Source organism: Hansschlegelia beijingensis (assembly GCF_014196425.1).
GTDB classification, from domain to species: Bacteria; Pseudomonadota; Alphaproteobacteria; order Rhizobiales; family Methylopilaceae; genus Methylopila; species Methylopila beijingensis.
Window position 1 is genome coordinate 1 of sequence record NZ_JACIDR010000007.1, and the last position, 25,031, is coordinate 25,031.

Annotated in this window: 24 protein-coding genes; 10 read left to right on the forward strand and 14 right to left on the reverse strand. The window is 67.2% G+C overall.

Features of this window, described 5'->3' with window-relative positions; all coding sequences use genetic code 11:
* Positions 1 to 423: 423 nt before the first annotated feature.
* Complete coding sequence (locus tag GGR24_RS16170) at positions 424 to 1,425, forward strand: helix-turn-helix transcriptional regulator (protein WP_183396427.1); 1,002 nt, start codon at positions 424 to 426, stop codon at positions 1,423 to 1,425.
* A 23-nt stretch (positions 1,426 to 1,448) separates the two neighbouring features.
* Positions 1,449 to 2,489: a helix-turn-helix transcriptional regulator gene (locus tag GGR24_RS16175; RefSeq protein ID WP_183396428.1), complete on the forward strand. Its 1,041-nt coding sequence runs from the start codon at positions 1,449 to 1,451 to the stop codon at positions 2,487 to 2,489.
* Between the two features lie 36 nt (positions 2,490 to 2,525).
* On the opposite strand, the gene GGR24_RS16180 is transcribed toward GGR24_RS16175, so the two are convergent.
* The 3 genes from GGR24_RS16180 to GGR24_RS16190 are packed head-to-tail and all read right to left on the reverse strand — an operon-like array spanning position 2,526 to position 6,172.
* Complete coding sequence (locus GGR24_RS16180; RefSeq protein ID WP_183396429.1) at positions 2,526 to 4,112, reverse strand: DHA2 family efflux MFS transporter permease subunit; 1,587 nt, start codon at positions 4,110 to 4,112, stop codon at positions 2,526 to 2,528.
* Positions 4,113 to 4,130: 18 nt separating this feature from the next.
* On the reverse strand, positions 4,131 to 5,336 hold the full coding sequence (locus GGR24_RS16185; protein ID WP_183396430.1) for an HlyD family secretion protein: 1,206 nt from the start codon (positions 5,334 to 5,336) through the stop codon (positions 4,131 to 4,133).
* Between the two features lie 56 nt (positions 5,337 to 5,392).
* The gene (locus tag GGR24_RS16190; protein ID WP_183396431.1) at positions 5,393 to 6,172 is read right to left on the reverse strand and encodes an alpha/beta fold hydrolase; all 780 of its coding nucleotides are present in this window, start codon (positions 6,170 to 6,172) and stop codon (positions 5,393 to 5,395) included.
* Between the two features lie 428 nt (positions 6,173 to 6,600).
* Between GGR24_RS16190 and GGR24_RS16195 the strand changes: the two genes are divergently transcribed.
* Positions 6,601 to 6,975: a response regulator transcription factor gene (locus GGR24_RS16195; protein WP_183396432.1), complete on the forward strand. Its 375-nt coding sequence runs from the start codon at positions 6,601 to 6,603 to the stop codon at positions 6,973 to 6,975.
* A 311-nt stretch (positions 6,976 to 7,286) separates the two neighbouring features.
* The gene (locus GGR24_RS16200; RefSeq protein WP_183396433.1) at positions 7,287 to 7,538 is read left to right on the forward strand and encodes a hypothetical protein; all 252 of its coding nucleotides are present in this window, start codon (positions 7,287 to 7,289) and stop codon (positions 7,536 to 7,538) included.
* 120 nt (positions 7,539 to 7,658) lie between these two features.
* Here the strand turns inward: GGR24_RS16200 and GGR24_RS16205 are convergent, their stop codons facing one another.
* Positions 7,659 to 8,222, reverse strand: coding sequence for a DUF3280 domain-containing protein (locus GGR24_RS16205; protein ID WP_183396434.1), 564 nt, complete (start codon positions 8,220 to 8,222; stop codon positions 7,659 to 7,661).
* A gap of 227 nt (positions 8,223 to 8,449) precedes the next feature.
* Positions 8,450 to 9,466 (reverse strand): formamidase, encoded by a 1,017-nt coding sequence (locus GGR24_RS16210; RefSeq protein WP_183396435.1) that lies wholly within the window; start codon positions 9,464 to 9,466, stop codon positions 8,450 to 8,452.
* Between the two features lie 261 nt (positions 9,467 to 9,727).
* Between GGR24_RS16210 and GGR24_RS16215 the strand changes: the two genes are divergently transcribed.
* The 4 genes from GGR24_RS16215 to GGR24_RS16230 are packed head-to-tail and all read left to right on the forward strand — an operon-like array spanning position 9,728 to position 12,434.
* Positions 9,728 to 11,089 carry a CmpA/NrtA family ABC transporter substrate-binding protein gene (locus GGR24_RS16215; protein ID WP_183396436.1) on the forward strand — a complete coding sequence of 454 codons (1,362 nt, stop codon included), beginning with the start codon at positions 9,728 to 9,730 and terminating at the stop codon, positions 11,087 to 11,089.
* A gap of 9 nt (positions 11,090 to 11,098) precedes the next feature.
* Positions 11,099 to 11,428: an SH3-like domain-containing protein gene (locus GGR24_RS17795; protein WP_183396437.1), complete on the forward strand. Its 330-nt coding sequence runs from the start codon at positions 11,099 to 11,101 to the stop codon at positions 11,426 to 11,428.
* On the forward strand, positions 11,425 to 11,775 hold the full coding sequence (locus GGR24_RS17800) for an SH3-like domain-containing protein (RefSeq protein WP_183396439.1): 351 nt from the start codon (positions 11,425 to 11,427) through the stop codon (positions 11,773 to 11,775). The genes GGR24_RS17795 and GGR24_RS17800 overlap by 4 nt, the downstream gene beginning before the upstream one ends.
* Positions 11,772 to 12,434, forward strand: a complete 663-nt coding sequence (locus GGR24_RS16230; protein WP_183396441.1) for a nitrile hydratase subunit alpha — start codon at positions 11,772 to 11,774, stop codon at positions 12,432 to 12,434. The genes GGR24_RS17800 and GGR24_RS16230 overlap by 4 nt, the downstream gene beginning before the upstream one ends.
* Here GGR24_RS16230 and GGR24_RS16235 read toward each other — a convergent pair.
* The 8 genes from GGR24_RS16235 to GGR24_RS16270 form a co-directional block, all read right to left on the reverse strand.
* The gene (locus GGR24_RS16235) at positions 12,368 to 13,378 is read right to left on the reverse strand and encodes a LysR substrate-binding domain-containing protein (protein WP_183396442.1); all 1,011 of its coding nucleotides are present in this window, start codon (positions 13,376 to 13,378) and stop codon (positions 12,368 to 12,370) included. The two genes, GGR24_RS16230 and GGR24_RS16235, sit on opposite strands and share 67 nt — an antisense overlap.
* Before the next feature lie 122 nt (positions 13,379 to 13,500).
* A complete protein-coding gene (locus GGR24_RS16240) occupies positions 13,501 to 13,845 on the reverse strand; it encodes an antibiotic biosynthesis monooxygenase (protein WP_183396443.1) in 345 nt (114 codons plus the stop codon).
* A complete protein-coding gene (gene oxlT / locus GGR24_RS16245; RefSeq protein WP_183396444.1) occupies positions 13,842 to 15,164 on the reverse strand; it encodes an oxalate/formate MFS antiporter in 1,323 nt (440 codons plus the stop codon). Before oxlT ends, GGR24_RS16240 begins: the two co-directional genes overlap by 4 nt.
* 296 nt (positions 15,165 to 15,460) lie before the next feature.
* Positions 15,461 to 16,408 (reverse strand): LysR family transcriptional regulator, encoded by a 948-nt coding sequence (locus tag GGR24_RS16250; RefSeq protein WP_183396446.1) that lies wholly within the window; start codon positions 16,406 to 16,408, stop codon positions 15,461 to 15,463.
* Positions 16,409 to 16,514: 106 nt separating this feature from the next.
* Complete coding sequence (locus tag GGR24_RS16255) at positions 16,515 to 18,191, reverse strand: carbon-nitrogen hydrolase family protein (RefSeq protein WP_183396447.1); 1,677 nt, start codon at positions 18,189 to 18,191, stop codon at positions 16,515 to 16,517.
* A 46-nt stretch (positions 18,192 to 18,237) separates the two neighbouring features.
* Entirely contained in the window at positions 18,238 to 19,068 is an 831-nt protein-coding gene (locus tag GGR24_RS16260; protein WP_183396448.1) for an ABC transporter ATP-binding protein, read from the reverse strand.
* Positions 19,069 to 19,091: 23 nt separating this feature from the next.
* On the reverse strand, positions 19,092 to 20,078 hold the full coding sequence (locus GGR24_RS16265) for an ABC transporter substrate-binding protein (protein WP_183396449.1): 987 nt from the start codon (positions 20,076 to 20,078) through the stop codon (positions 19,092 to 19,094).
* Positions 20,079 to 20,125: 47 nt separating this feature from the next.
* Complete coding sequence (locus tag GGR24_RS16270; RefSeq protein WP_343066280.1) at positions 20,126 to 20,902, reverse strand: ABC transporter permease; 777 nt, start codon at positions 20,900 to 20,902, stop codon at positions 20,126 to 20,128.
* A 222-nt stretch (positions 20,903 to 21,124) separates the two neighbouring features.
* On the opposite strand from GGR24_RS16270, the gene GGR24_RS16275 reads away from it, so the two are divergent.
* Complete coding sequence (locus tag GGR24_RS16275; protein WP_183396450.1) at positions 21,125 to 21,565, forward strand: hypothetical protein; 441 nt, start codon at positions 21,125 to 21,127, stop codon at positions 21,563 to 21,565.
* 150 nt (positions 21,566 to 21,715) lie between these two features.
* A complete protein-coding gene (locus GGR24_RS16280; RefSeq protein WP_183396452.1) occupies positions 21,716 to 23,353 on the forward strand; it encodes an alkaline phosphatase family protein in 1,638 nt (545 codons plus the stop codon).
* Positions 23,354 to 23,450: 97 nt separating this feature from the next.
* Here GGR24_RS16280 and GGR24_RS16285 read toward each other — a convergent pair whose 3' ends face one another.
* Positions 23,451 to 24,845 (reverse strand): LLM class flavin-dependent oxidoreductase, encoded by a 1,395-nt coding sequence (locus GGR24_RS16285; protein WP_183396594.1) that lies wholly within the window; start codon positions 24,843 to 24,845, stop codon positions 23,451 to 23,453.
* Between the last annotated feature and the right edge of the window lie 186 nt (positions 24,846 to 25,031).

The window sequence follows — 25,031 nt, forward strand, 5'->3', positions numbered from 1 at the left end:
GCCACAGCCCCCTCGCCCTCCGCAGCCACAAGATGACGCCGCGCAGAACCGTCAACCCGCAACCCGCCATAAACCGGACGGCTCTTTATCTCGGACACCAACACTGGAGTGCATCCACCGATAAGATGTATAGCGACGCGGAGCGCCAGATCCGGACAGGTCGAAACGAAGGCCCGCCAGAATACACTGACGGCCGTTGCTCAACCCGCTTGCGGGGCGCTCTCCGATGCGCAATTGATGATCTCCGGGTGCGTCAGCGGCGGCAATAGTGCCGACTGTCACCATCGAGACGTCGAACGCATGAAGAGCAAGCGAGGTGATCGTCGAATGCGACCTCCCTCAAACCGGCTCCCGCCCCTGCGGCTGGGCCGGAGATTCGCCTGAGCGATGACTGACGCCCGCGCTCGATCGGACCTGCCTCGGATGGACGACGCCATCTGGCACGGGATCGCGGGCGAGGTCGTGAAATCCATGGGCTCGAAGCATTTCCACCGGGAGCTGATCAAGCTCCTGGAGGCGAGCATTCCGAGCGAGGCGGTCTGGATCATCCGCTACTCCGGCAAGCTGCCGCCGGACGTCGTCTACACCCACAACGTCCCGGACGCGGTGCGCACGATCTACGACGCCCGCTGCTCGGCCATCGACCCGTTCTGCAAGCGCTGGAACGGCCAGCGCGAAGGCGGCGTCTACGCCCTGTCGCAGCTCCACGACGAGAGCGCCGACTATCTGCTCTACACCAAGCGCTTCCTAACGGCGGCGAAGATGGACGACGAGCTCGGCATCTTCCTGCCGGAGACCGCGCACAACTGCTTCGCGTTCTTCCTGGAGCGACAGAACGGACATTTCAGCGAGGAGGAGATCGAGCGCGCCAGGCTGCTCTACCCTGCGCTCGCGGGCTTCCACCGCGTCCATCTCGGCTGGATCTTCAGCGAACTCGCGGCTGGCGACGCCCCGGAGGCGTTCGGGCTGCCGGACCGGCCGACCCTGATCCGCGACCGCGCGGGCGAGACGGTTTACGCGAGCGCTTCCTGGCGGACCCTCGAGAAGGTCACGCCGTCGCTGCTCGACAAGGTGGCGTTCGCCGCGAGAGGCGGCGTGGAGGAGCTTGCGATCGGCGCGATGATCCTGAGGCTCGAGCAGCTCGGCGCCGATTTCCCGCTGGCGCCGGGCGGCTCGATGTTCGTGGTCGAGCATCGGCCGCACGGCTACGGACAGCTGCCGCCGACCGACGAGCTCGCCCGCTTGTCCCCGCGCGAGCGGGAGGTGATGGAGTTCACCCTCAGGGGCGTCCCGACGCCGAGGATCGCCGAGAAGCTCGGCATCAGTCCCGGCACGGTCAAGAACACCAAGATCCGCCTCTACCGGAAGGCGAGCGTCTCGACCGAGCGGGAGCTGGTTCAGAAATACATGGCTCTTCTGGCCTGATGCAGACGATGGCGCCGCACAGAATGACGACCCTGGGCGGCGAAGCCTGGTTCGCAGCGCTCGCGGCCCTGACCGCCTCGCTCGGCGAAGACACGTTCCACCGGGAGCTCGTCAGCACGTTCGGATCGCTGATCCCGCACAGCTCGAGCTGGATCATCCGCTATGCGCGCGGCGCCGTTCCGAACGTCATCTTCACCCGCGACGTGCCGGCGGAGGTGCTCGCGCATTACGACGCGAACTGCAGCGGCCTCGACCCGTTCTCCAGGCATTGGGCGCTCAACGAGAAGCCGGGAGTCAGGACCCTGCGCCAGTTCGACGATTCCGACCACGGCGTCGACCCCACGGCCTACAACGCTGTGTTCAAGCCGGTCGCGAACGTCAGCGACGAGCTCGGCGTCTTCTTCTCCACAGTGGGGCACGCCTCGATCGGCGTCTTTCTCGAACGCGAGACCGGCTATTTCCACGAGAGCGAGATCGAGCTGGCCCGGACCGTGTTTCCCCTGCTCGACGGCTTCTATGCGACCCACACCGGCCGCCTGTTCGCGCAGCTTCGTCGCTCCAGGCGCGCCTGCGACGGCTTTCCGGCCGACCGCCCCATGCTGATCAAGGACCGCAGGGGGCTGGAGATCCTCTCCACTCCCGCGTGGCGGGCGGCGGCGGAGCAGGATCGATCGGTCCTGCGCGCCACCCAGGAGCCCGATCCGGAGCGGCTCACGCCGCTGAAATCGCATGTTCTGAAAAGGGAGACGCTCTCCGAATACTTCCCCCTGGCGCCCGGCGGCACGATCTTCATCCTGCTCGACCAGCCGCCGCCGGAGACCGTCAGGGGAAGCGGAGGCGCCGACAGCGCCGCCTTCGAGCGCCGCCTCACGGCTCAGGAGAGGATCGTCTTCCAGTTGATGATGTCCGGCTCTTCGACCGGCGGAATCGCCCAGCGGCTCGCGATCAGCAAGCGCTCCGTCAACAACTACCGCATGAAGATCTATCGCAAGGCGGGCGTTCATTCGGAGCGCGCGCTGGTGCAGAAATTCGGAACGGTCGCGGCGCTCGCCGCCCCGTCGTGATCGCCTCGCGGCGTAGCCGCGCCCCCTCCCCGGCCGTCAGCTGTCGGCGCCCGAACGGGCCTTCGCCGCGGCCAGAATGGCGACGGCCGCCGCCGCAAGCAGCACGCCGACCACCGCGAAGGCGTCCCCGAAGCCCATGATCAGCGACTGGCGCCGGACGACCTGCCCGATCTGGACGATCGCCTCGTGATTCGCGAGCGCCGGATCCGTCGCGCCGTGGGACATGAAATAGCCGGCCATCTGGCCGATGCGCGCCCGGACTTCGTCCCTGCCGAGGTTCACGGACTGGCCGATGATGTTCGAGTGGTACTGCTCGCGCTTGGTGACGATGGTCGCAAGCGCGGCGGTGCCGGCGGCGCCGCCCAGGTTCCGCAGCATGTTCGACAGGCCGGACGCCGCGCCGGCGTCCCTGGCCGCGATGCCGCTGGTCGTGATGGCGCTGATCGGGGCGATGACAAGCGCCTGGCCGAGCGCCCGGATGACGTTGGGCAGGAAGAACTGGTCGCCGGCGCTGTCGGGCGACAGCGCCACGTTCATGAAGCAGCTTCCGGCGAACAGCGCGAGGCCGGCGAAGGTGATGAGGCGGACGTCGAAGCGCCGCATCAGCATGGGCACGAAGGGGATCAGCAGGAGCTGCGGCAGGCCGGTCCAGGCGAGGACCGACCCGATCTGCTCGGCGTTGTAGCGCTGCGCCTGGCCGAGATATTGCGGCAGCAGGTACACGGTTCCGAACAGCGCCGCGCCGAGCAGCGTGTTCGCGACGACGCCGATCAGGAAGTTGCGCTCCTTCAGCAGCCGCAGGTTCACGAGCGGCTTCGCGGTCGTGAGCTCGATCCAGATGAAGACGGCCAAGAACGCCGCCGCGACGAAGCTCAGCCGGAAGATGAAGGGCGAAGCGAACCAGTCGTCCTTCTCGCCCTCCTCAAGCACGGTCTGGAACGCCGCAAGCCCGATCGCCATCGTGACGATGCCGGACCAGTCGCCTTCCTTCAGCAGACCGAGACGCATCGGGCTCGCTTCGAGCGTGGCCGCAAGCGCGACGATCATGACGACGCTGGGAACCGCGTTGACGTAGAAGATCGACCGCCAACCGTAATTTTCCGTGAGGTAGCCGCCGATGGTCGGCCCGATCGCCGGCGCGAACGTCACCGCGAGCGCGAACATCGCGAGGCCGACAGGCTGCTGCGGCTTCGGCAGCTTGGTCAGGATCAGCGTGAAGGCCATCGGGATCAGCACGCCGCCGGCGAAGCCCTGCAGGCCGCGCATCACGATCATCGAGCCGAGATCGTGCGTGAACGCGCAGGCGATCGAGAACAGCGGAAACAGGACGGCGTTCGCCAGCATGTAGCGGCGAAACGAGAACACCCGGCTGAGATAGTCGGTCAGCGGGATCACGATGATCTCGCCGATCAGATAGGCGGTCGAGATCCAGGCGCCGTTGTCGACGCCGGTGCCGATGCCTCCCTCGATGTCGAGCAGGGATGCGTTGGTGATCTGGATGTTGAGGATCGCCATGAAGGCACCGATCATCGCGGCCGAGACAGCGATCCAGTCCGTCAGGCTGGCCCCGGCGCGGGCCCCGAACGGCGCCGGCCCCGTCATCGTCGCTGTCGTCGCGGACATGGCGGCCTCCCCGGCGAGCTACTTGGCCGCGCCGGCGACGAGGGCCGGGCGAGGCTTCGCCAGCGTGTCGATGCTTGGCACGACCGACATGCCGGGGCGGAGATCGCCGGCCGCCTGGGCGTCGCCCGCGAGGCTGATGCGCACCGGTATGCGCTGCACGACCTTGGTGAAGTTGCCTGTGGCGTTGTCGGGCGGCAGCAGCGCGAAAGTCTGCCCGCTCGACGGCGCGAGGCTGTCCACGACGCCGTGGAAGACCCGGCCGGGGAACATGTCGACCTCGATGTCAACCGGCTGACCGGGCTTCACGTCGGTGAGCTGCGTCTCCTTGTAGTTCGCGACGACGTAGGCTTCGCTCAGCGGCACCACGGACATCAGCTGAGTGCCCGCCTGGACATACTGGCCGACGCGCAGCGTGCGGTTTCCGACGACGCCGTCCGACGGAGAAACGATGGTGGCGTAGCTCAGGTTGAGCTCGGCCTGACGCTCGACGGCCTGATCGTGCAGGAGCTTGGCCTCGGCCTGGGAGAGGTCGGCCTTGAGCTGGTCGACCTGCTTGGTCGCCGAGGCGAGCGAGGCCTGGTCGCGCTGCACGGTCGCCTGCGCCGCCGCGATCCGCGACGCGGCGTTCTGGGCGTTCTCGACGGACCCGTAGCCGGTCTTGGCGAGGTCCGAGAAGCGGCGGTTCTCCTGCTGGGCGAAGGTCAGATTCGCCTGATCGAGATCGAGCGTCGCTTTGGCGGCGTCGATGACGGAGGCCTGGGCCGCGATCGCGGCCTTCTCGCCCTCGATGGCGGCCATGGAGATGGCCACGTCGGACTTCGCCTGGTCGAGCGCTGCGCGAGAGTCCCGGTCGTCGATCTCTGCGAGGATCTGACCGGCTCGCACCGGCTCGTTGTCGCCGACCAGCACGCGGGCGAGGTAGCCGGGGATCTTGGGCGCGATGTTGACGTTGTCGGCCTGGACATAGGCGTCGTCGGTCGAGATCTGGAAGCGGCCGACGGTCCAGTAATCGTGGCCATAGTACCCGCCGACGGCGAGCGCCGCGATCGCCGCGCCGGCCATCAGAAGACGCTTCGCCAGCCTGCCCCGGGTTCTCCCCGCAGCGCGCGTCTTGTCTGCCACGGCCGGCGCGCTCGACGGCCTCGCTTCGGCGCGAGGGATGTCGAGAGCCTCGGAAACATCAACTTCACGCTCCGCCGTGAAGTTGTTCTGATGACTCGTCATGTCAGCCTCCTGGCTGCAAGCGACCGCGCCGGCGCCATTGCGCCGGTGGGGCGGCCTCAGCGGCCGGCGGCCTCGAGGATGAGCTTGGAGATGATTTCGGGCTGCGAGATCAGCGACAGATGGCTGGCCGCCACCTCGATCGTCTTGGCGCCCATGCGCTTCGCCATGAACCGTTCGAGATCAGGGTTGATGGTGCGGTCATTGGTCGAGACGGCATAGAAGCTGGGCTTGGACCGCCACGCGGCGTGGGTGGTCTTGCCGGCGAGCAGCTCCTTGCGGAAGGGCTCCTGCACCGCGTAGAGCACCAGAGCTTTCGCTTCGGGAAGGTCGCCGGCGAAGTCCTTGAGGAAGGCCTCCCGGGTCAGTCGCCCCTCGCCGCCGTCGAAGACGATCCCGGCGCTCGCGGGCGGGGTCGGATAGGTCTTTGCCAGCGCCGTATAGTCTTCACCAGCGTCCGGCGCGCGGGCGGCGACATAGACCAGCGACGACACCTTGGGGTGAACCCCGGCCTCGGTGACCAGCATGCCGGAGAAGGAATGCCCTACCAGCACGGCGGGACCGTCCTGCCGGTCCAGCACGCGCTCGACCGCCGCGACGGCCTCCGGCAGCGTCGTCAGCGGGTTCTGCACCGCGGTCGCGTTGAGGCCTTCGGCCTGCAGCCGGGCGATCACCTCGCTCCAGCACGACCCGTCGGCGAACAGGCCGTGCGCCAGCACGACGTTGTTGGCGCGAACAGGCGGGTTCTTCTGCTGGGCGCGAGCGGGCGCGGCCACGCCGACCGCGGCAGCGGCGGCGCCGGCCGCCAGGACGGCGGAGAACATGCGGCGGTCCATCATGGTCAGGGTCCTTGGTGAGCTGTTTGGAGTAACTACGCCGCCGATTATCGTTCTTCATTAGGTTAAATCGATCAGACGATGGTTCTCGCGCCCTATACTCACGTATGTGCCGAGTCGTGTTCCGGCTTCAGGGCGGCCGATTCAGTCTTGGCGAGACGCCAGTCCGGAGGCGAGTGGCTGACGCGCCGCAGGGCGGGATGCGTGGCGGGCCCGGGATGGATGGCCGTGGCGCTCGGCTACGGCGAAGTCGCCAGCAAGAAGACGTAAAGTCGCCTGCGATCGCGGCCTTCACGACGCAAGCGATCGAGCCGTATCAGGCCGTCTCGTCCTGCGCACACCTGTGTATGATTCACGATCTCGAGGGGCCGACCTAGATTGAGCCCTGGTCGAGCGCCGCTCGTTGCATCTGAGAGATGCAGAGGATTGCTATGCCGAAGCCCCCCACCATCGCGATCGTCGACGACGACGAGGGCGTGCGCGCCTCGCTCGCCAGTCTCGTGCGATCGCTCGGCTATCAGGCCCGCACCTACGGTTCGGGTCCGGAGTTTCTGCGTGACGGCGTCAGCGAGCAGCCGGCCTGCATGATCTCTGACGTTCAGATGCCGGCGATGACCGGGGACCGGCTGCAGGAAGTCTTGCTGTCGGCGGGAGTTCGATTCCCGATCATATTCATGACCGCCTTCCCGACCGAAGATGTGCGCCGGAAAGTTCTTGCGAACGGCGCCTACCGCTTCCTCACGAAGCCTTCCGACGGCGACACGCTGATCCGGTGCATCGAGGACGCGCTGGCCGAGCCGGCCTGAACGCGCCGCCGCCTCATCGCCCGCAGAGCGCCAGCACAGATCTCCCGTCGTGAACGCCGCAGCTGTCGCCAGGCCGCGCCGGTCGCCCCGGCGACGGCCTGCAGAGGGCCCTCCCTCGTGGCGGGAATGCGGCTTAATCTGGAAGCCCGCCACAATATCGCGCCGCCGAACCAGCAAGTCCGACAGACTACGTGATGCAAACCAACGTATGAAACTGCGATATCCACGTGCAATGTCGCCGGCGTGGTCCCCGAATTAAATCTCTCCTCACGACGCCGTCACGGGACGGCGCCTCACAACGGGAGAAGATCATGAAGACCATCATTTACGCCATCGGCGCCCTGGCTCTGAGCTGCAGCATGGCTTCGGCGCAGGGACTGGCCTCGAGCGCCCACAGCGGCTACGCCCCGGCGGTTCAGTCCGAGCAGGCCGCCGCGTCGTCGCGTCACGACGTTTCCGTCGAGAGGACCGGCTCGGTCCGGTTCGAGCGGACGCGGAGCTATCCGGCGCCGCAGAGCACCGAAGAGGCGATCCGGTGGGACGCTAACCGGAACAACGGCTGACATGCCGTTCCCGGCCTCGCCCGGCCCCGGCGTCCGGGCAGGGCGAGGCCCGAACGCGTCTTGAGGCGCGAATGCTCGAGCGCCCCCGAAGAGGCGCGCGGCCCGCGCTGGCCGGCGCCCTCAGCTCTTCGCTGAAGGCAGCAGATAGTTTTTCACCAGATACCTGATCGCGTGCCGCCAGGACTCGTCGCTGTTCCCGCGCAGATCCACGCTCTTCCCGAAGATCCGCTTCCCGGTCTCGACGTCCGCCATGTAGACGTTGAGGTTCAGGATCAGCTCGGACACCTTCTGCACCTCGATCCAGGCGACCTCCCTGGCCCCTGCGGCCTTTCCGTACCGGAGCTCGCAGCCCGCGCACGATCCAAGCGCCTGGTCCTGATCGATCTGTGCCCGCATGGACGGATCGATCGGCTTGAACGTGTACCTGCCGGACTGCTCCAGCATCGTCCTGAAGGTCTCTTCGAGCTTCCTGATGCGGTCGCGCTCGGCGTCCGAGGTCGGTATCCACTCCGCGTGATCGTTCTGCATCTTCACCCCGAGCAGCGCGATCGGGACCGGCCCCGCCGACTCCGCAAAAGCCCCGCCGAGCGGCGCCCCGCCCAGAAGAGCCGCCAAGGCTGCCGCCGCCAGCAGCTTCGCTGCACGCGACCCGCGGCGCAGCGTCCGGCCGGACAGATTGATCATGAGGCTCTCCTGAAGTTGTCGGCGGACAACGTCTCTAGCAAACGTCCGTCCGACGCGGGAGATCCAGAGGGGTCGGGTCGCGCGCAAAGATCCGCCCGGGTCGCGCGGCAGCGGGGCTGATCGGGGGGAATGCGCGGGTTTCGGCCGTGGCGCGCGAAAGTCTGGCGGGCGGACAGGGCGTCCCGCCAGAGAGCTACGCGACGACCGAATGTTGGCAGGAGGCCCCGCTATTCGGCGGCCTGCTTCGTCCGCTCGCCGTAGAGCCGCGTCGGCGCGGGGAAGCCGCAGGAGGTTCCGTCGACCACCTTCACCTCGTCCTCCCAGGGCAGCCGGTAGGTCCCCGCCACGAGGTCGTGCATGAAGGTGTAGGGGCAGTCCTGCGCGCCGCCCTTCACCGCCACATAGGCGCGGTGGCCGAGCTGGTAGATGTTGTTCTCGACGCCCCAGCTGATCCGCGCCTCGCGCACCAGATCGGGGCGGACCTCCGCGGTGATGATCTCGTTCGGCCGCCCGGTCTCGCCATGCGCGATGACGGTCCCGTCGAAGTTTACGATCATGCCCTCCCCCATGGAGTCGAACGAGCCGTCGCTGCCGCACATGCAGACGTTCGCGGTCACCATCAGGTTCTGGAAGGCGTTGGCCTGGTTGGTGAAACGCCAGCTCTGGCGGATCGGAGCGGTGTAGCCCGCGGTGCGGATCATGATCTCCGCGCCCTTGTAGGCGCACTCGCGCGCCATCTCGGGGAACATGCCGTCATGGCAGATGATGAGGGCGATCTTGGCGCCCTTCGGCCCCTCGATCACCGGGATCCCGAGATCGCCCGGCTCCCACGGCTCGACCGGCACCCAGGGGTGGAGCTTGCGATAGTTCAGCCGGATCTCGCCCTCATCGTCGATGATGAGCCCGGTGTTGTAGGGCATGCCGCCGGGGTTCAGCTCCATGATGGAGAAGCAGCCCCAGATCCGGTTGTCGATGCAGGCCTGCCTGAAAGCCGCGACCTCCGGCCCGTCGATCCGGCACATGATCGCCGGGTTGATGTCCATCGACAGGCCGTGCAGCGCATATTCGGGGAACACCACGAGGTCCATCGTCCCGAGGTTCCGGCGCGCCTTGCCCACCATCTCGACGATGACCCTGGTCTGGGCCGCGAGGTCCTCGGGCGTCAAGACCGTGGGCAACTGGAGCTGCACCAAGCCCAGGACGACGCCCTGCTCCGACTTGTTCAATCCGCCGAGGCCGTTCACTGGCTCCACCTCCAGGACAGATGAGCGCGCTGCTCTGGCCCGCGCCCGGCAACAGAGCCTCGGCCACATCAAGCCGGATGCACAGTCCAAATATTAGACCGGCGGCCGCCCAGCATGGATGCCGCGCCCCCTAACGTGCCGATTAGCGATCCTAATGAGCCCGGCTATTGGCTTGATCGCCCGTCGACGGCGGCCGGGAAGGGCCGTGGCATGGAGGTTGCTGATGAGCGCCGTGGCCCACACCAAGCACGGACCCGGCGCATGACCGAAACGCCTCCCAGGCTGAAGCCGCGCTGCGCATGCGGCTGCGGCGGAGCCCTCGAGAGCCATCGCGAGATGTCCCAAGGCGCGCTGTACGGCGGCGCCCATGACGGCGTGGAGGCCCGCGTGGACCGTCTGGTCGAGAGCGCGATCCTCGGCGCCATAGCGCCCGACCCGATGTTCCGGCGCGCCTTCCTCAAGGCGGTCGGCGCGTCGACCGCGCTGGCGGCGATCTCCCAGCTTCTTCCTCTCGGCGCCGCCCGGGCGATCGCGCAGGACGCCGCAAAGCCCGAGAAGACGAAGCTGAACGTCGGCTATGTGCCGATCACCTGCACCACGCCGCTTCTCCTCGCCCACGCGATGGGGGAATACGGCAAGGAAGGGCTCGAGGTGAATCTCGCCCGCACCCCCGGCTGGGCGATCGTGCGCGACAAGCTGATCTCGGCCGAGTTCGACGCCAGCCATCTCGTGCTCGCCATGCCGCTCACCATGACGATGGGCGTCGGCGGGCCGACGCTGCCCACCCACGTGTCGACCGTCCAGAACGTCAACGGCAACGCGATCACGCTCAGCGTCCGGCACAAGGATCGCCGCGATCCGAGGGACTGGAAGGGCTTCAAGTTCGGCATCCCGCACCAGCATTCGATGCACGCCATGCTGCTGCGGTACTATCTGGCCGAGAACGGCCTCGATCCCGACCGCGACGTCGAGCTCCGGGTGTTCCCGCCGCCGGACTCGGTCGCCAACATGGCGTCCGGCAATCTGGACGGGATGCTGTTCGCCGAACCGTGGGGCCAGCGCGCGGTGTTCGAGGGCGTCGGCTTCCTGCACGCGCTGACGCGCGACATCTTCCCCAACCACCCCTGCTGCGTGCTCTCCGTCACGGACAGGTTCATCACCGAGAGCCCCAACAGCTACGCGGCGATGTTCCGCGCCGTGGTGCGGGCGACCGAGTTCGCGGACAAGCCCGAGAACCGCAAGCAGGTGGCGGAGCTGCTCGCGCCTGCGGCCTATCTCAACCAGCCCCAGACGGTTCTCGAGCAGGTGCTCACGGGCCGCTACGCCGACGGGCTGGGCAAGGTGGTCAACGAGCCGGACCGCATCGGCTTCAAGGCGCTTCCCCACCGCTCGACCGCGATCTGGCTGCTGACCCAGCTGCGCCGCTGGAACATGGTTCCGGCCGACGTCGACTATGCGGCCATGGCCGAAAAGGTCTTCCTCGCGACCGACGCCGCCAGGCGCATGAAGGAGATCGGCTTCGAGGCCTCGGTGACGCCGTTCCAAACCGTCGTGATGGGCCGGGCGTTCGATCCCTCCGCGCCCCAGGCTTATGTCGACAGCTTCCCCATCAAGAGCATCTGAGAGAACGCGATGACACGCGGCTACCACGACATCGGCGGCAAGGACGCCGGCCCCATCCCCATCGTCGAGCTGCCCTGGCTGCATTGGGAAAAGCAGGTCGAGGCGATCCGGAGCCTGCTCGGCGACGGCACGCGCCGCATGATGTCCCTCGACGAACTGCGGCGCGGGTTCGAGTCGTTCGGCGAGGACAAGTACAAGAAGCTGTCCTTCTACCGCCGGCGGCTGGAGGCGATGATCGACATCCTCATCGAGAAGGACGTGTTCACGCGCGACGAGCTCGACGCCGCCATGGCCGAGGCCCGCGCGCGGTGGGCGCCGCCGGCCGCCTGCCGGTCATGAGGCCCCGTTTCGACGCGGGCGACCGGGTCTCGGTCCTGGAGCTCGGCAAGCCCGGGCATGTCAGGACGCCGTTCTACGTCCGCCGGCGCGAGGGCGTCGTGCTGCACCGCTGCGGCTCCTACCTGAACCCCGAGGAGCTCTCGGTCGGCAAGGTCTGCGGCCCCGTCGTGCCGCTTTACCGGGTCGGCTTCGCGATGACCGACCTCTGGGACGACTACCGGGGCTCGCCGGCCGACATGCTCTGCCTCGAGCTCTACGACCACTGGCTCGCGCCGGCGGCGGCCGCCCCGCTGGACGGTGAGCCGGCGCGCGACGACGAAGCTTTCGAACATGGAGGCCGCCCGTGAGCGACCACGACCACGCCCACGATCATGATCATGATCATGGCCACGGGCATGACGCCCACGAGCCGCTCGTCGTCGAGGACGACGCCGGCAACATCGAAGGCCAGATCCTGGTCGACGCGTTGCAGACGCTGCTGGTCGAGCGTGGCCTCGTCTTCCCCGGAGAGGTGCGGCGAGAGATCGAGCGCCTGGAGTCTCCGGGGGCCCATCTCGGGGCGCGGCTCGTCGCCCGCGCCTGGGTCGACGACGACTATCGGCGGCGGCTTCTGGCGGACGGCAAGTCGGCGGCCGCCGAGCTCGGGGTCGGGGTCGGCGAGGCGCAGCTCATCGTCGTGGAGAACGACGCCACGACCCATAATCTGGTCTGCTGCACCCTCTGCTCCTGCTATCCCCGCTCGATCCTCGGCCAGCCGCCGGCCTGGTACATCAGCAAGGCCTATCGCTCGCGCGCCGCGCGCGAGCCGCGGGCCGTGCTGGAGGAGTTCGGGCTGAAGGTGCCGGACGAGGCCCGCGTGCTGGTCCACGACAGCAACGCCGACATGCGCTACCTGGTGCTCCCGCAGCGGCCCGCGGGAAGCGAGGCCATGAGCGAGGATCAGCTCGCCGGGCTGGTGACGCGCGACTGCATGATCGGGGTGTCGGTGGTCGGCCCCGTCTCCTGATCGCCGCGCTCCGGCCTCAGATGCGCCGGGGCGTAGCGCATCAGTTCGCTCGCCATGCGGATGTCCTCGGCGACCTCGATGAAGGCGCGCACCGCAGGAGGCTGCGGCTCGCGCTCCAGCACCATCATCCCGATCGTGTTGGTGATGCGGGGTTCGATCAACGGCACCGCCCGCGTCTGGCTCCAGTCTCCGACCATCATGAAGAAGCTGTTCGGCACGACCGCGAACCAGTGGCCGGGACGCACATGGGAGCAGAGCGCGAGAGCGCAGTTGGTCTCAAGCACGGTGCGCGGCGTCACGCCGACGCTGGAGAACACCCGATCCAGAATCCGGCGGTTCTGCATGTCCGGCGTCAGCATGCACAGCGGCAGGCGGCCCGCCTCGGTCCATGTGACGGATTTCCGCTGCGCGATCGGGTGGTCGGCCGGCGCGATGAGGAAATAGCTCTCGTCATACAGGAAGTAGGGCCGCAGCCCGGCCGAGGCGCCGTGGTCGAGATAGTTGATGCCGACGTCGAGATCGAAGTTCTCGAGACCGCTCTTCAGATCCATGAAGTTGAGCGAGGTCACCGACACGCTCACGTCGGGGAAGAGCCGGTTGAAGGCGGTGGTGATGATCGAGATGCCGGGCGTCGCGACCGGGATCACGCCCAGCCGGACGTGGCCGCTCAGCTCGTCCCCGGCCGACATGATGTCCTGAACGAGATGCTCGTGGTGGTCGAGCGTGCGGCGCGCGAAAGCCAGCACCATCGCCCCCTGAGGGGTGAAGCCCTCGAAGCCCTGGTTGTGGCGGTCGATGATCAGGGTGTTGAGGTCGCTCTCGATCTGGCGGATCGCCTGGGAGAGCGCCGACTGGGTGATCCCGCACTCCGCGGCGGCCCGGCCGAAATGGCGATGGCGCGCCAGCGCGACGACGTAGCGGAGATGCCTGAGGTTCAGAGCCACGCGCCGACAACCCTGTTGCGAACCCGATAGAACGGGACCCCGCCCCGGATGGCAAGCAACCCGCGCGCCGGAATCGGAAGCGCGCGCGAGACAGACGCGGCGCGGCCGCGGGCCGGCGCCGCTCAGCCCGACGCGGCGCCCCCGTCCGCGGCCGCCTGGGCGCGGTCGGTCAGGCCGTAGTCTCTGATCACGCTGGCGATCCTCACCCGATAATCGTTGAAGATGCCGCCGCGGCCGGCGTCCTGCGCGAGTTGATGACGGCCGTGGAGACGCCACTGGCGCAGGGCCGCCTCGTCTCGCCAGAACGAGATCGACACCAGTTTTCCCGGCTGCGTCACACTTTCGAACCTCTCGACGGAGATGAAGCCGTCGATGGTCGCGACGTCGTCTTTGAGGCGTTTCGCGATGGAGAAGTATTCGTCCGCACGGCCCTCGGCCGGCGTCATCTCGATGATGACCGCGATCACGAGCGCGCCTCCTGGACAGTGAGTCCGACAGGCGCTGCGGGCGCCCGGCCCCCTTCGGCGGACCTCGCCCTGCCCGCGGGCTTCAGGATGAACAGGGCCACCGCGGCCACCAGGAGGTTCAGGACCATCGCGACGAGGAAGACTGAGTACCAGCTGCCCGTATAGGCGCGCAGCCAGCTGCCGGCCGGGACCAGCGCGGCCGCGACGCCTTTGCCCGTGTACAGGATGGCGCAGTTCGTGGCGGCGTAGCGCGAGCCGAAGAAGTCGGTGCAGAGCGCCGGGAACAGCCCGTAGATGTCGCCCCAGGTGAAGTAGACGAGCGCGACCGTCAGGATGAACAGATACGGGTCGCTTCCGAACGCGCCGAGAGCCCAGTACGCGCCCGCGCCCAGGATGAAAGAGATCGCCATGACGTTCTCGCGGCCGATCCTGTCCGAGATCCAGCCGAACACCGGTCGCGCCAGCCCGTTGATGACGTTGTTGATCACCGCGGAGGCGACGACCACAGTCGACGTGACGACCAAAAGATCAACCACTGCGTTCGCGATGTCATAGTCCTTCAGGATCGGACCGATCTGGGCCGTGACGAGCAGCCCGCTGGCCGCCACCGTCACGAACATCAGATACATGACCCAGAAGATCGGCGTCCTGAGCATCTCCCCCGGCCTCGCGCCCTCCGGAGCGGAGATCGGCGCGTTCTGGGCCGGCCTCGCCCTGGTGGCAGGAGCGACAAGAAGAAAGCTCAGGACGAGGATGACCAGGCCCTGCGCCAGCCCGAACCAGAAGAAGGCGGCTTCATAGCCGTGGGCCTCGATGACCCTGATGATGGGGACGATCGTCAGCACCGAGCCGCCGCCATAGCCCATCGCGGTCAGGCCGGCCGCAAGTCCTCGCCGGTCCGGGAACCACTTCAGCGCGTTGCCCATGCACGCCGTCCAGACCGCGCCATTGCCGATGCCGGACAAGGCCATGCCGAGATAGAGCATGGGAAGGCTCTGGGCCTGCGAGTTGATCACCCATGCCGCGGCCACGAACACGCCGCCGATCGCCACGACCGACCGCGGCCCGAAGCGATCGGAAAACCACCCTTCGATCGGCACCAGCCAGGTCGCGGCCATGATGAAGATGGTGAAGCCCCACTGGATCGCCTCCCTTCCCCAGTTGTGCCGGGCGTTGATGGGATCGACGAAGTACGTCCATCCGTATTGAAGGTTTGCGATCATGACGACGCAGGCGACGCCGGCCGCCAGTTGAACCCAGCGGTTCGGCGCGCCGGTCGCCGGAGCGACTGGATCGATCTTCAGGCTTGTAGAGCTCATCGCGTCACGCCCCGCGTTCGCCAGGTTCCTAGGGCGTTGCTGGCAAGGGACGTGCCATCCGCGCCATGTCGCGAAGACGGTGGGCGATTAGACGACCTAATCTGAGAGTAACTTTTCAACGATCAAAGCGCGGCTTCGTCGCCGCTCAAGATTTCAGCGGTTATCGCATTGCTCCACCCGAGACCGGACAGTGCGCCGGGAACTGCCGCGCAAGCCGGTCTGGCTCATCTGAAACCGTTGACGGCCGGGAAGCCGTCGCGCGGCGCCGCGCGACGGTCATGGGCGCGATGGGCGGATCATTTCAACCGGACGCGGTCGTCGCCGTCATGCGTCGCGCCGCCACGAAGGTAATCCTGGTCCTCGTGGATCTGCCGCTGGAGGAATTTCACAACCTCCTTGATCCGCGACACATGAAGCGTGTCCTCATGCGTGGAGATCCAGATGTCCCGCACCGTTGAAAGCTTCGGAAGCACGGGCTTCAGCGAGGGATTGTTCGCCGCGACGAAGCTCGGAAGCATCGCGATCCCCTGTCCGGACGTCACGGCGGCGTATTGCGCGACCAGGCTGGTGCTGCGGAACACCGTATTGGCCGGCCGATACACGTCCGACAGCCACTTGTTCTCGTTGACGGAAATGTACTCGTCGACGAAGTCGATGAAGTCATGCGCCTCGAGATCCGCCGTCTTGCTCGGATGGCCATGCCGGGCCAGATAGGCCTCGGAGGCGAACAGCGATACGCGGAACTCTCCGGCCTTCGCGGTCTGGAGGCCCCTGCCCGGCGGGCGGAAGAACGTGACGAATATCTCCGCTTCCCGTCGCGTCAGATCGAGCGTGCGGGTGTCGGTGATCAACTCGACCAGAATGCCGGGATGTCGCTCACGAAACGCGCCCAGCCGGGCGGTGAGGTAGAAGCTGCCGATGCCCTCCATGGTGGCGATGCGCACGGCGCCGCCGGCGTCGCTGCCGACGCCCACCGTCTCGGTCAGGGCGTTCGCCTGGTTCTCCATGCCTTCGGCGTGACGCATGAGCCGCGTGCCGATCTCCGTCAGCGTGAAGCCGGTGCGGCTGCGCTTGAACAGATTGGCCCCGAGGCTGCGCTCCAGCTCCCGGACGCGGCGGCTCACCGTCGTGTGGTCCACCCGCAGGACCTTGGCGGCGCGGCCGAGGTTCTTGTGACGGGCGACGGCGAGGAAGTAGACGATGTCGTTCCAGTCGTAGCGCAGCGGCGCTCTGGCCTCGCTCATCCCTCGGCCTCCGTCGATCGACGTAATCGGCAGAGTCTTACCTGACGCGGAGGCCAGCGCCAGCGTCGGAGCCGGCGATGACGCCGGCTCCGGAAGGGCCGAAACCTTAGGCCGCGACGAGGGGCGCATAGGTTTCCGGCATGCGGTTGGCGAACATGTCCACCTTCGGGATCATCATCTTCTGGCGGCAGACCGCGAGGTCCACATGCCGCGGCATCACCGCGCCAAGCTGGAGCGACCGGGGCGCCGCGACGTTGATGTCCCACATGGGGAAGCCCGTGGGGGGCACGACCATGCTGCCGCCCGGATAGGGCGAGTCGACCCGGTTCGCGAGCACGAGCGCGACGCGGTTGTCCTCGGCGCGCGGCACGGCGAGCAGTTCGCGCTCATACGGCTCGCGCAGCGCCGCCGGCCACAGCACGATGTCGGCCCCGCCGACGCCGAGGCAGCGCGAGGTCTCGGGGAACACCCCGTCGAAGCCCGACATCACGCCGATGCGGCCGAACTGCGTGTCGAACACCGGGTAGGCGTCGCCCGCGGTCGCCCAGGCGCGCTCCTCGGCCGTCAGATGCGTCTTGCGGTAGCTGCCGACGCGCCCCCCGTCCGGACCGATCAGGACGGTCGACACGAACAGCTTGCCGGCGTCCTCCTCGATCACCGGGGCGGCGATCAGGCAGCCATATCTGGACGCGATGGCGGAGACCTTCTCCAGGATCGCCGGCGTCGCCCTCGCCTGCTCCTTCGCCTCGGAGGCGCTCGGAGCCCAGGTCGGCGAGAAGGCGTATTCGGGCGCCGTGATCACCTTCGCGCCGAGCTTGGCGGTGTGGTCGATCATCTCGAGCACGACCTCCGGGTCGGCCGCGCCGCGCGTGCAGTGCATCTGCACGGCCGCGACCTTGGTGACGCTCTTCGAGGGAACGAGCGGCTGGTCCGCAAGACCGCAGACCGGCGTCTGCTCGTAGGGCAGAGCGAGGGCGCCATAGGTCTCCGGACGGCGGCCGGCGATCTTGTCGTCAGCGGCGTAGATCGACTTGTCGCCGGCCATCTCGGGATCGACGTCGGCGACCGCCATGCCGTGCGTGTCGTACGGCACCTTGGAGACGACGCGGCCCTTCGGGTCCACGATCATGCTGCCGCCGGGATAGTAGATCGAGCGCTCATAGCCGGCCTTGGTGGCGGCGACGAGCCACACGCCGTTCTCGTAGGCGCGCGCCGGGCCCCACATGTCGGCCTGGTCCATCGAGAAGAAGTTCGCCATGTCGACGATGATCTCCGCGCCCTGCAGCGTCATGGAGCGGAAGATCTCGGGGATGCGGCCGTCGAAGCAGATCAGGAGGCCGATCCGGCCGAGATCGGTGTCGACCACAGGGCAGCCGCGCTCGCCGAACTCAAACCAGTTCTGGTCGTGCGTGGCGAGGAACTGCTTGTGGTAGTGGCAGGCGAGCCCGCCCTTGCGGTCGAACATCACGCCGGAGTTGAAGATCTTCTTCTTCTCCGGATCCCACTCGGTGATCCCGCTCGCGATGTAGACGCCGTGCTTGGCGGCCAGCGCCGACAGCGCGGTGACGAACGGCCCGTCAGTCACCGTCTCGGCGAGCTCGCGAGCGTGCTCCGCGGAGTCGAACAGGTAGCCGGTGTCCATGCATTCGGGGAACACGATGAGCTCGGCGCCCTGGCGGACCGCGTCCTCGACATACTGCGTCGCGAGCTTGATGTTGTGGTCGTAGTCCCCGAGGCGCGCGAGCGTTTGCACCGCTGCGGCGCGGAAGCGTCGCTTCGTCATGATGATGGTCCTTCTGTGTAACGGCGTGGCGGAGGCCGCCAGGAACTCAGTTCGGCTCGGGCGCGGCTTTGACTTCGCGCCAGAAAGTCTCGAGGCAGCGCCGCTTCAGGGCGACGAAGGCCTCCGATGTCGTGGCCTCGGCGTCGCGCGGCCAGGGCAGATCCACCTCGACGATCTCGGCGACCCGCGTGGGGCGGCGGGTCAGCAGCACCAGCTTGTCGGCGAGTTCGATCGCCTCCTCCAAATCGTGCGACACGAGCAAGGTCGTGATCCGGCGCTTCAGGTAGATCTTCTGCAGCTGCGCGCGCATCAGCAGCGTCATTTCATAGTCGAGGGCGGAGAACGGCTCGTCGAGGAACAGCACCTCCGGGTCGGTGACCAGCGCGCGCAGAATGGAGATCGTCTGCTGCTGGCCGCCGGAGAGCGTGTAGGGATAAGCCGCAAGGTCGAACTTCATGTCGAACTCGGCGACGATCTCCTCGACGCGCCGCCGCCGTTCGGCCCTCGGCACGCCCATCAGCTTGAGCGGGTACTCGATGTTGTCGATGGCGCGGCGCCAGGGAAACAGCGCCTCGCGGTAGTTCTGGAAGACGTAGGAAATCCGCGTCTCCCGGGTGGTGCGCCCGTCATACAGGGCTTCCCCCGCATCCATCGGCGTGAGGCCCGAGATCATGTTGATCAGGGTGCTCTTGCCGCAGCCGTTCGGCCCGAAGATCGAGATCGCGGAGCCGAGCGGCAGCTCGAGGTTGAAGTCCTTGTAGACGACGGCGCCGTTGAAGCTCTTCGACAAGCCCCGGATGGCGAGCTTGCCGACCCTGCCGGCGCGGGGCGCCGGAGGCTCCGTGGGCGTCGGCTTCAGCGCGTGGATCGAGGCCAAGGCGGTCGCTCCCCAGTTCGCCGTCAGCTGCCGAGATCGGCGGCGGTGAGCATCTTGGTCCGTACGTCGAGCGGCCCGGACAGCACGCCTTCCTTGATGAAGACGTCGACGAGAGCCTGATAGGACGCCGTGTCGACCTCGTTGATGTCCGAGAAGCCGCGCAGGTAAGGCTGCGCGACGGAGGGCAGCTGCTCTTCCCTGATGGCGGTGTATTTCGGAAGAACCTTCTTGTACTTGTCGAAGTCGGCGTTCACCAGCGCGGTCGCCTGGTCGATCACCTCGACGACCTTCTTGGCGACGGCCGGCCGCTCCTTCAGGAAGCGCACGGTGATCAGCGAAGCGCCCGAGTAGAACGGGTCGGCGATGACGGCCGCGACCGGGTTGACCATGGCGCGCTTGGCCTTGCCGGACGCCGCCGCGATCGACCCGACCGGCTCCAGCGAGAGCGTCGCGTCCGCGGTGCCGCCGACCACCGCAGGCACCTGCATGGCGACCGCCAGGTCGACGAGCTTCACGTCCTTGTCGGGGTCGAGGCCCGACTCGCGCACCAGATGCCGGGCGATGGTGCGCCACTGGATGCCGGGCACATGGCCGAGGGTCTTGCCCTTGAGATCCATGAAGGTCTGGATCGGGCTGTCGGGCTTCACGATCAGGCCGTCATTGATCCGGTCCACCTTGATGCCGCCGCCCTGCAGCCCGAACACCTTGAACGTGCCCGGGAACTTCTGCTCCGCGACCATCGCGATGCCGGCCGCCGCGCCGGGAGGGCCGAAATCCGCGCGGCCGGAGACCAGGGCGTCGATGATGTGGTTGGGAGACTCCATCTTGGCGGACGAGATCTCGATGCAGGCCTTCTCGAAGAGCTTCTCCTCGAGCGCCACGTAGTAGGCGGTGGTCTGCATGATCGGCAGCCAGGCGGCTGTGACCTTTTCCATGCGGTCGCAAGCGAGGGCGGGAGCGCCGGCGGCGAGGAGAGCGGCGAGGGCGAGCGGTGCGGCGGAGGCGCGCATGCGGTGGCTCTTTCGGTGCGAGCTGCGGGAGGAGAGAGGGCGGGCGATCATCGGCCGGACCAGTGGATGAGCCGGCCTTCGAGCACGAGCAGAAGGAGGTTGAGGCCGTAGCCGAGCGCGCCGGTCACCAGGATCGACCCGTACATGTCGGGCAGCTCGTAGGAGATCTGCGCGTCGATGATGCGGTGGCCGAGCCCGTCGGTCGCGCCGATGAACATCTCGGCGACGATGATGACCACGAGGGCGATCGAAACCGCGTTGCGGAGGCCGACGAAGGTCTGCGGCAGCGTCTCGAAGAAGATGACGTCGCCGAAGATGCGCAGGGACGACGCGCCCATGGATTGCGCCGCGAGGATCCGTGTGCGGCGCGCGTTCAGGACGCCGTAGGCGACGTTGAAGACGATGACCAGCCAGGCGGCGAACGCCGCGACCGCGATCTTGGCCGCGTCGCCGAGCCCGAACAGAAGCAGGAAGAGCGGGAACATCGCGGTCGCGGGCGTCGAGCGGAAGAAGTCGATCAGGAACTCGACCGACCGGTAGACCGCCGCCTTGGCTCCGAGGATGATGCCCACCGGCACGCCGGCCGCGACGGCGATCACGATCGACCAGCCCACCCGCGACAGGGTGCTCATGAAGTCCTGGTTGAAGGCGCCGGCGGCGACTTCACCGAATGTGTCATGGATCGTCGTGAACGGCGACGGCAGAAGATCCTTGTTCACCAGCTGCGCGCTGTAGGCGATCCACCATACTCCGACCAGCAGCGCCGGTCCGATCGACTTTTCAACAGCCTTACTCAGGTACGCTTTTGCGGTTTCCGCGCCCACGATCCGGACCTTCCAACTTCAACGGCAGAAGGCGCTGCTTGCGTCTTCTTTCCGCGAGCTCTTGACGACCTGACAGTGCCACGAAGGCGCCGGCACGGAAAAGTGCGAGTGCTGCACCGCACTGTGCAATTTTCCATATCGTCATGAGGCATTCGCCTCTCATGGCGGCGGAAATCTCACGCAAACGTGCGGGCGGCATGGCGCGGCCGCCGGCGCGGGGCCATGACGCCCGCCGGCTTGCCGCTGGCCCTCGGCGACGGCGCTCCGTTCCCGGCCCGCGATCTCGCGATCTTTCTCGCGGCGGGCGTCATCATCGTCTCGACGACGATGGCCAGCGTCGCGCTTGCGCTCCTGCCGAAGGGGCTGACGACGCCGGCCGAGCCTTCTCAGCAGGCGGAGGAGGACGCCGCGCGCCTGGCGGGCTCGGAAGCCGCCATCCGTGAGATCGGTGGCCGGCGGCACGAGCTGGCGGAGCAGCGCGGCGACGCGGATTTCTGCGCCGCCGCGGGCAGCCGCGTGATGGATCTCTACCGCGACCGCACCTGCTGGAGACGCGATATCGCGGATGGTGCGCCGCCCCAAGTCGCGGGCCTCGGGGCCATAGCTTTGGCGCGCCGCACATTTCCGCCGGAACAGGAAGGTTGTCACCGGGATCTGCTGTGACTTCCCGTTGCAGATCTTTTGCATCGCAACAGCCATTGCGCATAATATAACTTCAAATAAACTCTCTCGATAACAAAGAAACGGGAGGGTAGTCTGATGTCGCGCCTATCTCGACTTGGTGTTCGATCGTTGATCGCGGGATCAGCGGCTGTGGCCCTGATCGCGGCGGCCGGAAAGGCCGCGACGGCCGCCGAAGCGGTCGCCCCGCCGCCGAAGCTGGTGCTGTTCATGGCCATCGACGGCTTCCCGCAGGAACAGTTCGTCAAGTATTACGACCAGCTCGCGGATGGCGGCCTGAAGCTGCTGCTGGACAAGGGCGCCTGGTACGGCAACAACCATTACAGTCACGCCACCACCTACACCGGCGTCGGACACGCCACCCTGCTGTCCTGCGCCCACCCTTACAAGCACGGGGTGATCGGCAATGACTGGATCGACAAGCAGACGAAGAAGCGCGTCTATTCCACGGAAGACCCCCGCCACAAATACCTCGACGAGGAAACGCCCGACCACGCCGGCACCTCGCCGTTCAACATCAAGGTGACGACGGTCGGCGACGAGCTGATCTACGCCAACGGCAAGTCCAAGGTGATCGCGATCGCCGGCAAGGACCGCAGTTCGATCGGCCTCGCAGGCCAGTTCAGCGTCGCCTACCTGCACAGCACGACGACCGGGCGCTTCATCACCTCCGACTACTATATGGCCGCGTATCCGGAGTGGTGGACGGCGTTCTACGCGAACAAGCCGCAGGACAAGTTCTTCGGCCAGACATGGACCCTCTCCATGCCGGACGAGGCCTATGCCCGATCGGTTCCCGACAACCAGCCCTGGTCCACGAACTACAAGGGGCTGGGCGTCAAGTTTCCGCACCCGATCGACGGTGGGGGCGCAAGCGACAAGCCCGGAAAGGGCTATTACGACGCGACCATGTGGACGCCGTTCGGCGACCTGCTGATGCTGGACTTCGTGAAAGCCGCCATCGACGGCGAGAACCTCGGCCGCAATCCGTCGGGCGCGCCGGATCTGCTCGCCCTGAGCTGGACCAGCCATGACTACGTCAACCACCTGTTCGGTCCGGAGAGCCGCCAGTCCCATGATCAGACGGTGCGCCTCGACCGCGTCTTCGCCGATCTGTTCAAGTTCATCGACGAGCGCGTCGGGCTCGACAACGTTCTGATCACGCTGTCGGCCGACCATGGCTTCATGAACATCCCGGAATACAGCTCCAGCCGCAGGCTCGACGCCGGGCGCATCGATCCGGAGGCCATGATCAACGACGTCAACGCCGCGCTTTCGAAGCAGTACGGCGACGGCAAGTACGTCACGACCTGGTGGAACCCGAACCTTTACGTCGACTATGCGATGCTGGCCGAGCGCAAGCTCGACAAGGTCGAGGTCGAGGAGGCGATCGCATCTTTCCTGCGGGAGTATCCGGGCGTCGAGGCGGTCTTCACCCGCACCCAGCTGGAGCGGGGGCAGATGCCGGCGACCAGGCTCGCCAAGCAGGTGACGCTCGCCTGGCACCAGAAGATCAGCGGCGACATCGTCATCATGAACAAGCCGAACTGGTACCTGTTCGCCAAGCCCAAGGGCTATGCGTCGACCCACGGCTCCCCCTGGGCCTACGACACCAACGTGCCGCTGGCGATGTACGGGCCCGCCTGGATCGCCCCCGGCAAGTACGGCGACTCCGAGACGGTCGACCTCGCCCGGACCGTCGCGCACATCCTGAACGTCCGGCCGCCGAACGGCTGCGAGGGCAGCGTTCTGACCGAAATGCTGCGCTGACGGCCATCGTGGCCGACGCGTCCGGCGAAAGCCGAAGGCGCGCCGGCCGCGATCGACATTCCGGGTTGAGCCGGTCCTGCCGGGACCGGCGGCCCGCCTATGCGTCCTGGAGCGCGGGCGCCTGACCTTTCAGGGCGCGGATTTCGGCCGCCGGATGACCGGCGCCGATCCGCGGTCCCGCCAAGAACAGCTTCTCGCGCAGCGTGCCTTCCGCATAGTCCTGCTTGTAGACGCCGCGCTTGCGCAGTTCCGGCACGACCAGATCGACGAAGTCGACATAGCACTCGGGCATGACCGTATAGGCGAGGTTGAAGCCGTCGACCCCGGTCGCCTCCATCCAGCCTTCGAGCTCGTCGGCGATCGTCTGCGGCGATCCCGCGATCACCGGGCCGGCCCCGCCGATCCCGGAGAAATCCGCCATCTCGCCGACCGTCCAGGTCTTGTCGGGGTTGGCCGCGCTGAAGCGGTCGATCGCGGTCTGCATGCTGTCGGTCCTGACGTGGCGGACCTGCTCTTCGGGGTCGAGCTGCGAGAAGTCGAGCCCGCTCCATCCCGACAGCAGGGCGAAAGCCCCCTCGCGGCTCACATACTGGCGGTACTCCGCGAGCTTCGCCTCGGCCTCCGCGTCGGTCTCCGCCACGATCACGGTGAGCATGTTGAAGATCAGCACGCTGTCCGGCGCGCGCCCCCGAGCGACGAGGGCCTCGCGCAGGCGACGGACATAGCCCGCGATGACGTGCCTGGACGGGCCGTTGATGAAGATGCATTCGGCGTGGCGCGTCGCGAAGCCCATGCCCTTCGGCGAGGCGCCGGCCTGATAGAGCACCGGCGTCCGCTGGGGCGACGGCTCGCACAGATGCATCGCCTCGATCTGGAAGTACGGCCCGTCGTGCCGGATGACACGGATCTTCGCGGGGTCCGCGAACACCGCCGTCTCGCGGTCGCAGACGATCGCGTCCTCGTCCCAGCTCGCCTCCCAGAGCTTGTAGACGACCGCCATGTAGTCCTCGGCCATGTCGTAGCGCTCGTCATGGGCGACCTGCTTGCGCATGCCGGCGGCGCGCGCCGCGCTGTCGAGGTAGCCGGTGACGATGTTCCAGCCGATGCGGCCGCCGGTCAGGTGGTCGAGGGTCGACATCCGGCGGGCGAAGACGAAGGGCGTCTCGTAGGTCAGCGAACAGGTGACGCCGAAACCGAGATGGCTGGTGGCCCCCGCCATGGCGGAGACCAGCATCAGCGGGTCGTTGATCGGGATCTGCGCGGCGGACCGGATCGCGGCCGAGGCGTCTCCGCCATAGACGTCGTTCACGCCGAGCACGTCGGCGATGAACAGACCGTCGAACAGGCCGCGCTCCAGCGTGCGCGCGATGTTCGTCCAATAGTCGAGCGTCCGGTAGCGCCGCGATTCATCGCGCGGATGCCGCCACATGCCCATCGACTGATGGCCGATGCAGTTCATCACGAAGGCGTTGAGCCGGATCTGCTTGGACATGGCGGGATGACGCTCGTTGGTGACCTGGATCGGGCGGTCAGGCGGCGAGAGCGCCCGGGGCATCGTCTGACGCTCCTGCGCCGGAGCACGCTACGGACGGCCGCCTGCGAGAACAAACGATAAAAAATGCGGACGTCCGATCGCTTTTTCCAAACAGTCGCTTCACCAGGCGACTGGCGGGCGGCC

Coding starts and splice junctions, on each gene's coding strand:
- GGR24_RS16170 (WP_183396427.1), top strand. CDS start 424: ATGGACGACGCCATCTGGCACGGGATCGCGGGCGAGGTCGTGAAATCC.
- GGR24_RS16175 (WP_183396428.1), top strand. CDS start 1,449: ATGACGACCCTGGGCGGCGAAGCCTGGTTCGCAGCGCTCGCGGCCCTG.
- GGR24_RS16180 (WP_183396429.1), bottom strand. CDS start 4,112: ATGTCCGCGACGACAGCGACGATGACGGGGCCGGCGCCGTTCGGGGCC.
- GGR24_RS16185 (WP_183396430.1), bottom strand. CDS start 5,336: ATGACGAGTCATCAGAACAACTTCACGGCGGAGCGTGAAGTTGATGTT.
- GGR24_RS16190 (WP_183396431.1), bottom strand. CDS start 6,172: ATGATGGACCGCCGCATGTTCTCCGCCGTCCTGGCGGCCGGCGCCGCC.
- GGR24_RS16195 (WP_183396432.1), top strand. CDS start 6,601: ATGCCGAAGCCCCCCACCATCGCGATCGTCGACGACGACGAGGGCGTG.
- GGR24_RS16200 (WP_183396433.1), top strand. CDS start 7,287: ATGAAGACCATCATTTACGCCATCGGCGCCCTGGCTCTGAGCTGCAGC.
- GGR24_RS16205 (WP_183396434.1), bottom strand. CDS start 8,222: ATGATCAATCTGTCCGGCCGGACGCTGCGCCGCGGGTCGCGTGCAGCG.
- GGR24_RS16215 (WP_183396436.1), top strand. CDS start 9,728: ATGACCGAAACGCCTCCCAGGCTGAAGCCGCGCTGCGCATGCGGCTGC.
- GGR24_RS17795 (WP_183396437.1), top strand. CDS start 11,099: ATGACACGCGGCTACCACGACATCGGCGGCAAGGACGCCGGCCCCATC.
- GGR24_RS17800 (WP_183396439.1), top strand. CDS start 11,425: ATGAGGCCCCGTTTCGACGCGGGCGACCGGGTCTCGGTCCTGGAGCTC.
- oxlT (WP_183396444.1), bottom strand. CDS start 15,164: ATGAGCTCTACAAGCCTGAAGATCGATCCAGTCGCTCCGGCGACCGGC.
- GGR24_RS16250 (WP_183396446.1), bottom strand. CDS start 16,408: ATGAGCGAGGCCAGAGCGCCGCTGCGCTACGACTGGAACGACATCGTC.
- GGR24_RS16255 (WP_183396447.1), bottom strand. CDS start 18,191: ATGACGAAGCGACGCTTCCGCGCCGCAGCGGTGCAAACGCTCGCGCGC.
- GGR24_RS16265 (WP_183396449.1), bottom strand. CDS start 20,078: ATGCGCGCCTCCGCCGCACCGCTCGCCCTCGCCGCTCTCCTCGCCGCC.
- GGR24_RS16275 (WP_183396450.1), top strand. CDS start 21,125: ATGACGCCCGCCGGCTTGCCGCTGGCCCTCGGCGACGGCGCTCCGTTC.
- GGR24_RS16285 (WP_183396594.1), bottom strand. CDS start 24,845: ATGTCCAAGCAGATCCGGCTCAACGCCTTCGTGATGAACTGCATCGGC.